13 protein-coding genes, 2 rRNA genes and 1 riboswitch (1 of these 16 only partly in view) are annotated in these 13,743 nt (G+C 47.5%); of the genes, 12 read left to right on the forward strand and 3 right to left on the reverse strand.

Annotated elements, in window-relative coordinates; all coding sequences use genetic code 11:
• The 5 genes from ACH59B_RS04250 to ACH59B_RS04270 form a co-directional block, all read left to right on the forward strand.
• Positions 1 to 1,577: ribosomal RNA gene (locus ACH59B_RS04250) — 23S ribosomal RNA — on the forward strand (it extends 1,349 nt beyond the left edge of the window).
• A 149-nt stretch (positions 1,578 to 1,726) separates the two neighbouring features.
• A 5S ribosomal RNA gene (gene rrf, locus ACH59B_RS04255) occupies positions 1,727 to 1,843 on the forward strand.
• A 215-nt stretch (positions 1,844 to 2,058) separates the two neighbouring features.
• Positions 2,059 to 3,051 (forward strand): ketoacyl-ACP synthase III, encoded by a 993-nt coding sequence (locus ACH59B_RS04260; RefSeq protein ID WP_017426163.1) that lies wholly within the window; start codon positions 2,059 to 2,061, stop codon positions 3,049 to 3,051.
• 132 nt (positions 3,052 to 3,183) lie between these two features.
• Positions 3,184 to 5,319 (forward strand): DNA topoisomerase III, encoded by a 2,136-nt coding sequence (locus tag ACH59B_RS04265; RefSeq protein WP_340864252.1) that lies wholly within the window; start codon positions 3,184 to 3,186, stop codon positions 5,317 to 5,319.
• 98 nt (positions 5,320 to 5,417) lie between these two features.
• A complete protein-coding gene (locus ACH59B_RS04270; RefSeq protein ID WP_016819760.1) occupies positions 5,418 to 5,555 on the forward strand; it encodes a hypothetical protein in 138 nt (45 codons plus the stop codon).
• A gap of 182 nt (positions 5,556 to 5,737) precedes the next feature.
• Here ACH59B_RS04270 and ACH59B_RS04275 read toward each other — a convergent pair whose 3' ends face one another.
• Both ACH59B_RS04275 and ACH59B_RS04280 read right to left on the reverse strand, forming a co-directional pair.
• Positions 5,738 to 6,898, reverse strand: coding sequence for a type II asparaginase (locus tag ACH59B_RS04275; protein WP_404303379.1), 1,161 nt, complete (start codon positions 6,896 to 6,898; stop codon positions 5,738 to 5,740).
• Between the two features lie 309 nt (positions 6,899 to 7,207).
• Positions 7,208 to 7,336 (reverse strand): DUF4023 family protein, encoded by a 129-nt coding sequence (locus ACH59B_RS04280; RefSeq protein ID WP_013369463.1) that lies wholly within the window; start codon positions 7,334 to 7,336, stop codon positions 7,208 to 7,210.
• A gap of 194 nt (positions 7,337 to 7,530) precedes the next feature.
• Here ACH59B_RS04280 and ACH59B_RS04285 point away from each other — a divergent pair, with 194 nt between their 5' ends.
• From ACH59B_RS04285 to purB, 5 genes are all read left to right on the forward strand, one after another.
• Entirely contained in the window at positions 7,531 to 7,794 is a 264-nt protein-coding gene (locus tag ACH59B_RS04285; protein WP_013369464.1) for a DUF1294 domain-containing protein, read from the forward strand.
• 148 nt (positions 7,795 to 7,942) lie between these two features.
• Positions 7,943 to 8,377 (forward strand): universal stress protein, encoded by a 435-nt coding sequence (locus tag ACH59B_RS04290; RefSeq protein ID WP_013369465.1) that lies wholly within the window; start codon positions 7,943 to 7,945, stop codon positions 8,375 to 8,377.
• A 349-nt stretch (positions 8,378 to 8,726) separates the two neighbouring features.
• Positions 8,727 to 8,828, forward strand: a riboswitch (purine riboswitch).
• Positions 8,829 to 8,977: 149 nt separating this feature from the next.
• Positions 8,978 to 9,463, forward strand: a complete 486-nt coding sequence (gene purE / locus ACH59B_RS04295; RefSeq protein WP_404303382.1) for a 5-(carboxyamino)imidazole ribonucleotide mutase — start codon at positions 8,978 to 8,980, stop codon at positions 9,461 to 9,463.
• Positions 9,460 to 10,635, forward strand: coding sequence for a 5-(carboxyamino)imidazole ribonucleotide synthase (purK, locus tag ACH59B_RS04300; protein WP_090888537.1), 1,176 nt, complete (start codon positions 9,460 to 9,462; stop codon positions 10,633 to 10,635). The genes purE and purK overlap by 4 nt, the downstream gene beginning before the upstream one ends.
• 2 nt (positions 10,636 to 10,637) lie before the next feature.
• A complete protein-coding gene (purB, locus tag ACH59B_RS04305; RefSeq protein ID WP_031462891.1) occupies positions 10,638 to 11,936 on the forward strand; it encodes an adenylosuccinate lyase in 1,299 nt (432 codons plus the stop codon).
• A gap of 278 nt (positions 11,937 to 12,214) precedes the next feature.
• On the opposite strand, the gene ACH59B_RS04310 is transcribed toward purB, so the two are convergent.
• Positions 12,215 to 12,364, reverse strand: a complete 150-nt coding sequence (locus ACH59B_RS04310; RefSeq protein WP_257126682.1) for a hypothetical protein — start codon at positions 12,362 to 12,364, stop codon at positions 12,215 to 12,217.
• A gap of 189 nt (positions 12,365 to 12,553) precedes the next feature.
• On the opposite strand from ACH59B_RS04310, the gene ACH59B_RS04315 reads away from it, so the two are divergent.
• Positions 12,554 to 13,435 (forward strand): phosphoribosylaminoimidazolesuccinocarboxamide synthase, encoded by an 882-nt coding sequence (locus ACH59B_RS04315; protein ID WP_017426169.1) that lies wholly within the window; start codon positions 12,554 to 12,556, stop codon positions 13,433 to 13,435.
• A gap of 58 nt (positions 13,436 to 13,493) precedes the next feature.
• A complete protein-coding gene (gene purS, locus ACH59B_RS04320) occupies positions 13,494 to 13,739 on the forward strand; it encodes a phosphoribosylformylglycinamidine synthase subunit PurS (RefSeq protein WP_007428837.1) in 246 nt (81 codons plus the stop codon).
• Positions 13,740 to 13,743: the final 4 nt, after the last annotated feature.

A 13,743-nucleotide genomic window follows, 5' to 3' on the forward strand; every position in this document is an offset into this window, starting at 1 on the left:
TAAGGGTTCCTGAGGAAGGTTCGTCCGCTCAGGGTAAGTCGGGACCTAAGGCGAGGCCGATAGGCGTAGTCGAAGGACAACAGGTCGAAATTCCTGTACCACCGTAATCCGCTATGAGCGATGGGGTGACGCAGTAGGGTAGTGACGCGGACTGATGGATGTCCGTCTAAGCAGTGAGGCTGATGTGTAGGCAAATCCGCACATCGTAAGGCTGGGCTGTGATGGGGAGCGAAAATTACAGTAGCGAAGGTCATGATCTCAGACTGCCAAGAAAAGCCTCTAGCCAGGAGAAGGTGCCCGTACCGCAAACCGACACAGGTAGGCGAGAAGAGAATTCTAAGGCGCGCGGAAGAACTCTCGTTAAGGAACTCGGCAAAATGACCCCGTAACTTCGGGAGAAGGGGTGCCTCGGTAGGGTGAATAGCCCGAGGGGGCCGCAGTGAAAAGGCCCAAGCGACTGTTTAGCAAAAACACAGGTCTGTGCGAAGCCGCAAGGCGAAGTATACGGGCTGACGCCTGCCCGGTGCTGGAAGGTTAAGGGGAGTGGTAAGCCTTCGGGCGAAGCTATGAACCGAAGCCCCAGTAAACGGCGGCCGTAACTATAACGGTCCTAAGGTAGCGAAATTCCTTGTCAGGTAAATTCTGACCCGCACGAATGGCGTAACGACTTGGGCGCTGTCTCAACGAGAGATCCGGTGAAATTTTAATACCTGTGAAGATGCAGGTTACCCGCGACAAGACGGAAAGACCCCATGGAGCTTTACTGCAGCTTGATATTGAATTTGGGTACGATCTGTACAGGATAGGTGGGAGCCGTAGAACTTTGAGCGCCAGCTTGAAGGGAGGCATCCTTGGGATACCACCCTGATCGTATCTAGGTTCTAACTTGGTACCGTGATCCGGTACGAGGACAGTGTCAGGTGGGCAGTTTGACTGGGGCGGTCGCCTCCTAAAGAGTAACGGAGGCGCCCCAAGGTTCCCTCAGAATGGTTGGAAATCATTCGAAGAGTGCAAAGGCAGAAGGGAGCTTGACTGCGAGACCTACAAGTCGAGCAGGGACGAAAGTCGGGCTTAGTGATCCGGTGGTACCGCATGGAAGGGCCATCGCTCAACGGATAAAAGCTACCCTGGGGATAACAGGCTTATCTCCCCCAAGAGTCCACATCGACGGGGAGGTTTGGCACCTCGATGTCGGCTCATCGCATCCTGGGGCTGAAGTAGGTCCCAAGGGTTGGGCTGTTCGCCCATTAAAGCGGTACGCGAGCTGGGTTCAGAACGTCGTGAGACAGTTCGGTCCCTATCTGTCGTGGGCGTAGGAAATTTGAGAGGAGCTGTCCTTAGTACGAGAGGACCGGGATGGACGTACCGCTGGTGTACCAGTTGTTCCGCCAGGAGCACCGCTGGGTAGCTATGTACGGAAGGGATAAGCGCTGAAAGCATCTAAGCGTGAAGCCCCCCTCAAGATGAGATTTCCCAGTATGTAAGACCCCTTGAAGACGACGAGGTAGATAGGTTGGGGGTGGAAGTGCAGTAATGCATGGAGCTGACCAATACTAATCGGTCGAGGGCTTATCCTAAGATAAGGCGCAATGAGTTTCGGATCCAGTTTTCAGGGTGTAACCTTGAAGGTATGTAGAAGTACATACGACAAGCGTATGGCGATTCATTCACACGATCTGTGATGAACCGAATAAGCTTACGGAAGAATTTGCGAAGCAAATTCATGTTTGGTGGCGATAGCGGAGGGGTTCCACACGTACCCATCCCGAACACGACCGTTAAGCCCTCCAGCGCCGATGGTACTTGGACCGCAGGGTCCTGGGAGAGTAGGACGCCGCCAAGCAACAAGAAAAAAGGACCATGATCTTTTTGAGATCATGGTCCTTTTTTGTGTTAAATATGAGTAGAATTTTTAATTAGTTTAAGTTAGTTATAAGTTCGACTGAATCTGTGGATATTAGCTAGTAAATAGATAGACATTTTTTAAAGAAAATTAGTACCAGGTATTAGTATCTGGTGGTATAATATGAATATGGATTATAAAGGAGAGTGATCAGATTGTTGAATTCAAAAGCAAAGTTAACGGCCCTTGGCACTTATGTACCTGAACGGATTTTGACGAACGCCGACTTGGAGAAGCTTGTGGAGACTAGTGACGAGTGGATTGTACAACGAACGGGTATGCGGGAACGACGAATCGCGGCCGAAGATCAGTATGTATCTGATTTATGTATACAAGCTATTAAACGTATGGTTAACCTTTATAACGTAAATGTGGACGATGTTGACATGATCATTGTAGCGACGAGTACACCTGATTACTATTTTCCAAGTACGGCTTCCCGTATTCAGGCTTATTTTAATATTCCCAATACAGGGTCAATGGATGTTAGTGCTGCATGCGCAGGCTTTGCCTATGGACTTCATTTGGCAAATGGTCTGATTACGGGTGGTCTACATCGCAAGGTTCTAGTGATTGGAGCCGAAACATTATCCAAAATTACAGATTATACGGACCGGACGACATGTGTTCTTTTTGGAGATGGAGCAGGGGTTGCACTTGTTGAATATGACGAGGATGAAGGGTCGTTTTTGACTTCAGATATAGGAACCTTTGGGCAAGGAGGAGCACATCTTTATCGCGCAGGATTATCTAACTATTTGGATGGAGAGAAGCTGCAAGATAATGGTTTTATCGCTCAAAATGGACGTGAGGTTTATAAATGGGCTGTACGTTCTGTCCCAGCAGGAATCGAGCGATTAATGGATAAGGCAAATATGGGGAAAGAGGATCTTGACTGGTTTGTACCTCATAGCGCTAATCTGAGAATGATTGAGTCCATATGTGAAAAGAGTGCAGTACCTTTAGAAAAGACGCTGACGAGTGTAGAGTTTTATGGCAACACTTCGGCGGCGTCCATTCCGTTGGCTTTAAAGTGTGGATTGGATGATGGGCGTTTAAGATATGGACAACATGTGGTGTTATATGGGTTCGGGGGAGGCCTGACGTATGCGGGTCTGTTATTAAAATGGAGTGTGCCTGATTTGTAAGCTGCTAACTAATGCATGAGCAATAGTAATAGTGTGTAAAGATCGTGTTAATAAAGAGACGTTGGTTGGCATTAGATTTATCGTAAGATGGCAGGATGGTATAATTAACATTATGAGAGAAAGGAGCGTAACATGAAGGTATTGGTATTGGCAGAAAAACCATCCGTGGCCAGAGAGATTGCACGTGTGATGGGCAGCCGTGAGAAGCATAAAAGTTATATAGAAGGACCTAAGTATGTAGTGACATGGGCTTTGGGTCATTTGGTCGGATTAGCAGAGCCTGAGGATTACGATTCTAAGTATGCGAATTGGAACTTAGAGGACTTGCCCATTCTTCCGAAGAACTCCAAGTTAAAGGTATTGCGGGAGAGCAATCATCAGTTCAAAGCTGTACAGCAGCTGATGAAACGACAGGACATTGGAGAACTTATCGTGGCAACAGATGCTGCTCGTGAAGGAGAATTGTTGGCGCGTTGGATTATACAAATGGCAAACTGGAGGAAGCCTTTCCGGCGTTTATGGATTTCCTCGCAGACGGATAAGGCAATTAAGGCAGGTTTCGCGAAATTATTGCCTGGCCAGCAGTTTGATCGTTTATATGAATCGGCTCGCTGTAGGGCTGAAGCAGACTGGATGATTGGTCTCAATGTAACCCGCGCGTTAACGGTTCGTTATAACGCCCAGCTTTCGGCTGGAAGAGTGCAGACACCGACACTGGGGATGATTATGGAACGTGAGAAAGAGATCACCCAGTTTCGTTCTCAAGAATATGATACGTTGACGGCGGATTTTGGTCATTTTCAGGCAACATGGCGTGCAGAAAATGGGGATTCACGTATGTTTGACCGTACTCAGGCAGAGACTTTGCGCCGCAGGCTTGAGGGGGCCAAAGGTACAGTTGTGAGTGTTAAAAAAAGTGAAAAAAGCGAGCCTCACCCGCTTGCGTATGACCTAACTGAGCTGCAAAGAGATGCTAACCAGCGCTACGGCTTCTCGGCCAAGCAGACGTCTAATGTTCTTCAGCGTCTATATGAGCAGCATAAGCTGGTGACTTATCCACGTACAGACAGTCGTTATCTTACCTCCGATATGGTGGATTCCCTTAAGGAAAGGCTCAGTAGCGTAGCCGTGGGTCCGTATGCTTCTTTAGCACGTCCGCTATTGCGTAACAAATTGCCAATCACAAAACGAGTTGTAGATGACAGTAAAGTCACAGATCACCATGCGATTATTCCTACTGAGCAGACGTTATTGCTTAATCAGTTAAGCCCAGAGGAGCGTAAGCTGTATGATCTGATTGCACGCCGTTTTATCAGTCTGTTCTACCCACCTGCACGTTATGATGCTGTAGCTGTATCGGTCATGGTGGGGCAGGAAACATTTCAGGTAAAAGGTACAACCATAAAAGATAGCGGTTGGCGTGCTGTGTATGACGAAAGTCATTATGAATTGGACGAGGAAGAGACAGATGACCGTGAAAGTAATGGACGGGGCGTTATTTTGCCTGAGCTGAAAAAAGGAGACTCCGTCCAATTGCAGCGTTGTATTGTACGAGCTGGACGAACAATGCCGCCGAAGCGGTATACAGAAGCAGCCCTGCTGGCTCAGATGGAAAAGCATGGCCTGGGTACTCCAGCCACCCGTGCGGATCTGATCGAGAAACTCGTCAGCTCGGATACGATAGAGCGCCAGGGGAACGTGATGCATCCAACTGGCAAAGGCAAGCAACTGATCGAACTGGCGGCTCCACAGCTGCGAACGCCCGAATTGACGGCACAATGGGAAGCGGAGTTAGAACGGATCGCCCGTGGTCAAGGACAACCTGAGCCATTTTTGAATTCTATCCGTGCTATGGCGAAAGAATTGGTTTCTACTGTGAAAAATAGCAGCGCTGAGTACAAGCCCCATAACGTAACGAATAGCCATTGTCCGGATTGTGGTACAAAGTTGTTGGAGAAGAAAGGGAAGAAAGGCAAGTTTCTTGTATGTCCAAGTGCGGATTGCGGTTACCGTCGTTCAGGCGAAAAACGCTTGTCCAATCGACGTTGTCCGCAGTGTCATAAGAAAATGGAAATGAAAGAGGGCAAGGCAGGTTTGTATGTAAGATGCTTATCCTGTGGCATTACGGAGACGCTGGATAAGGACAAGCAACGGGTAAACAAGCGGGAACAGCAAAAGCTGGTAAAACAGTTTGAAAAGAAGGAATCTTTTGGCTCCAGCTTGGGTGATTTGCTAAAAGCAGCAATGGAGCAAAAGCAGGGCGAATAAAGATTGCCAGAGCGTGCTTCAAGCTACACAATTAGCAGGCGTATGTCGGTATAAAAAAGCTTACTCCTTGGCATGGTAATCCGAGGAGGTGAGTATTTATGCCCAAACATAAGCCGCTTAAAATCAATAATCAGCAAAATAAATCAAGTATACTGGAGGAAGAAATCGCTGCTCATCCAGAGAAGCAAGCTAAATATCCTCCAAGCTTGAATGGGATTCCCAAACAGCAGTCTTAATGCTACCTGTAAGGGAAAACGAATGGCTGTATAAGACCAAGACGTTTGGATACCAGATGTAATCGTTATGGGTGCCAGACATTGTCTTGCATAAAAGAAGCAGCAGTACGGTGGTCAACCGTAACTGCTGCTTCTTTTTTATAATAATGAAGTTATATTTATTTGGTTTGGAATAACTGCCCTTAGTATTCATTAAAGAAAGATTGGATTTGATTAACATCATGCGTCTGGGTCAAAGCGAGCATGAGTAAAATCCGTGCTTTTTGCGGATTGAGCGAATCGGTGGACACAAAGTTCGATGCTGCGTCTTTTGTCGATGGGGACACAACTCCACTTCCTACGCGGCTGGAGCGGGCAATAATAACTCCTTTTTTGCCTGCGGCCTCTGCGCCTTCTGAGGAGGTCTTGGATAAGGAACCATTACCGGAACCAGCGACCACTATGCCCTTGGCGCCAGCTGCTACGGCAGCATCATACAGGTAGCGACCATTGTTTTGATACTCGTATAGAATATCTACTTGCGGCAGTTGGGTGAGATTAGAGACGTCGAATACAGAAGAAGTCGTATGCTTATGAGTGGATTTGTAGTAGTAGTATACTTGATCGCCCACTACAGCTCCAAGGTAGCCCTGCTCCACAGACTTGAACGTATCGACTGCAGTTGTGTTCGTTTTTGTGATGTATCTTGCTGCACCGATGCGATCGTTCAGCAATACGAGTACACCTTGGCCTTTGGAGGCCGAAGCTCCGGCAACTTTTACAGCATTATAAAGGTTGAATGGACCATCGGCACTGATGGCAGTAGCTGGGCGCATAGAGCCAACAACAACTACAGGCTTATCGCTCTTAACGACAAGGTTAAGGAAGTATGCCGTTTCTTCCAATGTATCTGTACCATGGGTAATGACAATACCGTCTACATCGTCTCTGGCAAGCAGTTCGTTGGTGCGTTTGGCAAGTTTTAAGAGGATTTCATTATTAACATCGGGGCTACCCACGTTAACCACTTGCTCACCACTGACATTTGCAATACTTTTCATCTCAGGAACGGCATTGATTAAGGTTTCAACACCTAATGCGCCTGCTTTGTAGCCGGTTGTATCCGTGTTGACGGAGGATGACCCTGCAATGGTCCCTCCTGTGGCTAGTATTTTAATATTGGGTAAATGATTAGTTTGTGGATTTTCAGATTTGTCTGAAGTTGTAGTGTTAGAAGTAGATACCGTTGTGCTGGTTGTAGCTGCTGCCGCAGCGTTAGCAGTAAATCCACCACTCCATAAGGTACTTCCGAGAATAAAGCTGGCCAACAGGGGAATCATTGTCATTTTTTTCATGTTAGTCATATAAAGCTCCTCTCCAATCTAAAAACTCAAAGTATTGATGATAGATTAACTGACAAATATTTTGTCGAATTACGTTAATATCACGCATTATAGAGTGAAAAATCGCTTTTAGTCAATATATATGTTAGAAAATATAACTTTAAAACTCGTTTTTATATATGTAATCGCTTTGAATGCAGCTAAATGGAAAATATTTATAAAAGAAAACAACAAGCAGAAATCTCATAAAGAGTCTGCTTGTTGCTTTTGATAAAAGGTGAACAACTGAGTGTACCTTTAATTTTATTTAATGAGAGTCAGATCCCATGATCAGGGGTTTTTGCTATGCTGTTTTGTTGGCAAGCTGGCGCTGGGAGTTCCTTTTCCTTGTTTACGGTTACGTTCTGCCTTTTTTGCATTTTCTCGTAGCTTTTCAACGTATTCATGGGTGCTTTCCATCGTAGTTCCTCCTTTAAGACAAAATAAATGCACTCGGGAATTGCCCTCATACACCGTTACTATTTCCGCAAAAACGTTTTCCCAGTCAGAGAAGGCGTTGTTTCTATAAAAGGGGTGAGGTTATAATGAAGAAGAGAGCCCTATATAAGTCCTAATACCTGAAACTGGTACGGTGTGCAAAAGGAGGAGAGACATTGCAGACAGGCTTGTTGGTATGGCTGCTGTTCATTAATGCAGTAGGCTATCTGGTAATGTCGGAAGATAAAAAGAGAGCACGTAAACACCGTGATCGTGTACCTGAACGGACGTTGTTTTTGCTGGCCCTGATCGGGGGCGCATTGGGTGTACTCATTGCGATGTACCGCAAACGCCATAAAACACGGCATATGACCTTCAGATTAGGTATTCCTGCGTTGCTATTCATTAACGCATTGCTCTATGGGTATTTTTTACGCTAAGGCTGGGAGTTTAGCTTCTCATAGGGAAGTTTAATGATGATTGAGAAGGCTATTCTCAGCCATTACATGATGTATGAAGTGAACAACCACAGGAATACATAATTTCAGGCTTTGATTTAACAAACTGAATTCGGAAGAGGTGCGTATTATGCTATTTTCAAAAGTATTGCTTGCTTATGACGGTTCGGATGCTTCCAACAAAGCTTTATTGAAGGCAGCTGAATTGGTGAAGGCATCACCCTCCTCGAAGCTTGAGGTAGTGACAGCATTCGATTTCCCGCGGATTTTTATGGGCGAAGGTTTGGCTCCAATTCCAGCTTCGGTGAATAAAGAGTATTATGATTTGGCTGAGCAAACTACGGATGAAGTTAAAAAGCGGCTTGCTGAGCAAGGTGTAGACGCCAAGGTAGAGCTGATTCAAGGTTCGCCGGCCGAAGTGATTTTGGATTATGCCAATGAGAATGGCTTCGATGTGATTGTGATTGGCAGTCGCGGATTGGGTGGTATTCGTGAATTTGTATTAGGTAGCGTAAGTCACAATGTGGTGCAGCATGCACGTATCCCCGTGCTGGTCGTAAAATAACGAAATAAAAAATTAAAAGTCGGATCACTACCTGTACAGGAAGTGCCGGCTTTTTATTTTTGTTGGAAAGATGTATTGCTGGCCGTTACCAGTGTAGGTAGAGTGATAGCTAAATGTAATACAATAGTCCTGAGGTGTGCATATAAAGGGCTTGGTTTTTGTTAAACACGAACATTAATTTGTATCATTATGACAATGTTCGTTTTCAAGTTGACACAGGGTGTAGGGAATTGTTAAACTATGAAGTGTATTGTCGATAAAAAATGAACTTTAGGTACAATTTAATTAGGTACACATGTTGGAGCCGAAATCCATCACGATTATGCTGAGAAAGTATATCGTTGGGTATGGAGTAAGCACAATCTTGACTCGTATAATGCCGGGGATATGGCCCGGAAGTTTCTACCTGGAAACCTTAAATTTCCGGACTACGGGAGACATACGGCTGAAGCCGCATTTGGATGCGGTGGAACAGGCTTGCTTTTGGCATGCCTTTAAGAGGCTCTGTCGTTTGTTTTTTCGTAGTCCGGTGTCTTGAAAATAACGTTATTTTCGAGTGCCGGATTTTTGGCGCTTATTGATAAACAGGGAGTGAAGGACATGTCAGTGCAGGTCGCTGTCATTATGGGCAGCACATCAGACTGGGACACCATGCAACATGCATGTGCTGTGCTGGACGAGCTTGAAATCGGATATGAGAAAAAAGTAGTATCAGCCCATCGTACACCGGATTTAATGTTTCGTTTTGCAGAAGAGGCCGCCGGGCGCGGAATAAAGGTCATTATTGCTGGTGCGGGTGGGGCTGCACATCTGCCGGGAATGGTGGCTGCGAAGACCTCCTTGCCAGTGATTGGTGTGCCTGTTCAGTCGAAGGCTCTGAATGGTCTGGACTCCCTGCTCTCCATTGTGCAGATGCCGGGTGGTATTCCAGTTGCCACTGTGGCAATCGGTAAGCCAGGCTCTACCAACGCAGGGTTGCTGGCTGCACAAATATTAGGTGCTTTTGACGAAAAGATAAGTCAGCGGGTTGTGGCAAGACGCGACCGTATCCGTGACGAGGTACTGGAAGGCAGTGACTCGCTATGAATGAAGCATGTGAATCCGCTGGCCGTATTCGCCCTCCTGGCACAGTGATTGGAATTTTGGGAGGCGGACAATTAGGCAGAATGCTTGTACTGGCAGGAACTAACCTAGGCTATCGCTTCGTGACACTGGACCCTGCACCGGATAGTCCGTGTGGACAGGTGTCAGAACAAATCCGTGCTGCCTATGATGATGAGCACGCGGCCAGAGAACTGGCTGAACGGTGTGACGTGATCACGTATGAGTTTGAAAATGTGGATGCGGGTGTAGCCGCGCTTTTGGAACAGGAATCCAGTGTACCGCAGGGCAGCAGTCTTTTGTACACGACACAGCATCGTCTGCGTGAAAAACGTGCTATTGAAGCAGCTGGTGTTCCTGTCGCTCCATATCGTGAAATTAGCAGTCCTGCCGATATGGTTCAAGCGGTAGCCGAACTGGGTGTGCCGTGTGTGCTCAAAACAGCAGTCGGCGGTTATGATGGCAAGGGCCAAGTGGTCATTCGCCAATCGGAGGAAGCCGCGAATGCCTACGAGCAACTGGCTGGAAGCGGTGCGGAACTGGTGTTGGAACAGTTCATCCGTTTTCGCTGCGAAATCTCGGTGATTGTAGCTCGCAGCACGAACGGTGAAGCCAAAGCCTTTCCACCTGCGGAAAACATCCACGTGAACAACATTTTGCACACGTCGATTGTACCCGCACGCGTACCTGAAGCTGTCCAGGAGGAAGCACGCAAATTGGCGCTGGCTGTGGCGGAGTCATTGGATGCGGTGGGGCTGCTCGCTGTGGAGATGTTTGTCACCGAAGACGGACAATTATACGTTAATGAGTTGGCACCACGACCCCATAACTCCGGCCATTACACGATGGAGGGTTGCGCCACCTCGCAATTTGAGCAACATATACGTGCGATTTGTGGTTTGCCACTGGGCAACACGAAGCTGCTGACTCCGGTGGTGATGGTCAATGTACTAGGTGAGCATTTGGAGGACGTAATTCGACGGTTCGGACAATCAGATGCTGAAGCTGAAAGATTGAGTGTTGTACCAAAACTACATTTGTATGGAAAAAGTGAAGCCAAGCCAGGCCGAAAGATGGGACATATTAATCTGTTGTGCCAGGACACGGAACAAGCGCTGGAATGGATTGATCAAACCAATATTTGGGGGAATAAATAGTCATGATCGAACGCTATAGCAGACCGGAAATGAGAGCGATTTGGACGGAAGAAAATAAATTTAAAGCTTGGCTGGAAGTAGAACTGTGTGCCTGTGAAGCATGGGCTGAGTTAGGTGTTATCCCAAAAGAAGATACCGTGGCTCTGCGTAAAAATGCAAGCTTTGATATTGAACGGATCTATGAAATTGAGCAGGAGACAAGACATGATGTCATTGCTTTTACCCGTACGGTATCCGAAAGTCTTGGCGACGAGCGCAAATGGGTACATTATGGCCTAACCTCTACAGACGTGGTTGATACGGCTCTGGGCTATCTGTTAAAGCAGGCGAATGAAATTCTGGAACGAGATATTCTGAATTTTATTGAAATTTTGAAGGAAAAAGCATTGGCTTACAAGCACACACCGATGATGGGACGTACACATGGAGTGCATGCTGAGCCGACCACATTTGGACTGAAAATGGGCCTGTGGTACGAGGAAATGAAGCGCAATCTGGAACGTTTCCGCTATGCTGCTGACCAAGTACAATACGGTAAAATGTCCGGTGCGGTCGGAACATACGCCAACATCGACCCGGCTGTGGAAGAATTCGTATGCCGCAAGCTCGGCACCAAGCCTGCCCCGATTTCTACACAAACGCTCCAGCGCGACCGTCATGCTGAATACATGGCCACGTTGGCGTTGATCGCCACATCGTTGGACAAGTTTGCTACAGAAGTCCGTGCATTGCAAAAGAGTGAATTCCGTGAGGTGGAAGAAGCTTTTGCCAAAGGTCAAAAAGGATCTTCCGCGATGCCACATAAACGCAATCCGATCGGAAGTGAAAACATCTCCGGTCTGGCACGTGTGATTCGTGGGCATATGGTATCGGCGTATGAGAACGTAACGTTGTGGCATGAACGCGACATTTCGCATTCTTCTGTAGAACGTATCATTCTGCCAGATGCAACGATGCTGTTGAACTATATGCTGAACCGTTTTGGCAATATCGTGAAAAATCTGACGGTCTTCCCTGAAAATATGAAGCGCAATATGGCGCGTACGTATGGTGTACCATTCTCCGGCCGCATTATGACGAAGCTGATCGACAAGGGCTTTAGTCGTGAAAAAGCTTACGATACCGTACAACCGCGTGCGATGCAGGCATGGGAAGAGCAACGCCAGTTCCGCGAAATTGTCGAGGCGACTCCGGAAATTACTGCCGTGCTCAGTCCGGATGAAATCGAGGATGCGTTCAACCCGGCTTGGCATTTGAAGAACGTGGATACGATCTTTAAAAAGTTGGGATTAGGGGAGTAGAGGACGGTTTGGTGCTTGGGAGAGGCTCAGGAGCGTGATGAGGCCGCTGCGCGAACGGATCATTCTTCCGATTGCTGTTGCCCCTGGTTTCCTGGAAAATCTGCAAAGGTTGGAATTCAGGGGCAAAGGCAAGCGCTAACGCTTCTCCAGAACGATTCCGTCCGCTCCGCTGCTTCCAGCACCAACCTTCGTGTGGGAGCAGAACTAGGGGAGGTGCGGCACATAAGATGCCGCACCTTCCCAAGAGCGATAGAAAAGCGTGTTCCACTGCTTTTCTATCACAGACCACGTGCTCGTGGGGGTTGCCGAATTTGCGCAGCAAACAGCCCGCAGTCCTCACGAGCACGCACAGGCTCAAGAAGCGAAGCCTTGAGCCAGCCGTTCGCACCAACGTAAAAGCGTTGCTGGATGAGGGCTTGTGCGAACAAGCCTTCATCCAGCGAAACGCGCTCACTTCACCATAGCTACAAAATACACGCCCTCACCTTGCCCATTAGCCAACCCTTGCGGGAGTCCCGAGGGCAGCAGCCCTGGGGGTCCTCCCTGAGGGGAGGATTTAGGAGGGGCAAAGGCTCGATTTAGGAGGGGCCATACTCTTTTGAAAGAGGTGTAATGAAATGTCATTGTCTACCGCCGAAGGTCTGATTCATGCGCCGCTTTTGTACAAAGGCAAAGTGCGTGAGTTGTATGATCTCGGAGAACATTTTCTGATTGTCGTGACGGATCGGATTTCAGCTTTTGATTATGTGTTGGAGCCGCCTGTACCGGAAAAGGGGAATGTTCTGAACAAGCTCAGTACTTTCTGGTTCGAGCAGACGAAAGACCTGCTGGAAAACCATGTCGTGCATACCGATGTAAACAAGCTCGGACATGTCATCGACGAACAGAATAAAGAGCTGCTAAAGGATCGGATCATGGTCACGCTGAAGGCTGAACGCATCGACATCGAGTGTGTGGTGCGCGGATATATTACCGGAGGCGGCTGGCGTCAATATGAACAGACCGGTGAGGTAAACGGTATTCCATTGCCTAAGGGGCTACGTAAGAATGAACGCTTTCCCAAGCCTTTATTTACACCGGCTGCCAAAAACGACGTCGGTCACGACGAGGACATTTCCCTTCATCAAATGAAGGAACTGGTCGGGGTTGAGCTAACAGGTGAACTTGAGGAAAAAAGCTTGGCATTGTACGAATTTGCGCGTGCTTTCTGCGAAAAGCGAGGAATCATTTTAGCGGATTGCAAGTTTGAGTTTGGACTTGTTGATGGCAAGGTGATTTTGATTGATGAAATTTTCACTCCGGATTCATCTCGTTTCTGGGCACAGGAGAAGTATGAGCTGGATGTTGAGATTGATAGCATGGACAAGGAGCCGGTGCGAAGCTATTTGGCAGCCTCCGGTTGGGACAAGAACAGCAAGCCCGATCCATTGCCTGCTGAGGTCGTAGAAGAAACAACTGCAAGATATACGGATATTTGGCGGCGTCTGACGGCACAGTAAATAGTAATCATAATTCAACCAATAGGATTCACTCATTCGGAGGAGGAACTGAAGGAACATGATGAAAGCAACAGTCTATGTCACGATAAAGCAAAGCGTTTTGGACCCGCAGGGGGTCGCGGTGCAAGGCGCACTGCATTCTATGGGTTTCGGAGAAGTGGACAGCGTCAGAATTGGTAAGTATATGGAACTGAATCTGGATACAACAGACCGCGAGAGTGCAGAGAAACGCGTCATCGAGATGTGTGAAAAGCTGTTGGCCAACACGGTCATTGAAGACTACCGCTACGAACTGGAGGGCTGATTCC

It is taken from the genome of Paenibacillus sp. DP01 (assembly GCF_044784315.1).
GTDB classification, from domain to species: domain Bacteria; phylum Bacillota; class Bacilli; order Paenibacillales; family Paenibacillaceae; genus Paenibacillus; species Paenibacillus polymyxa.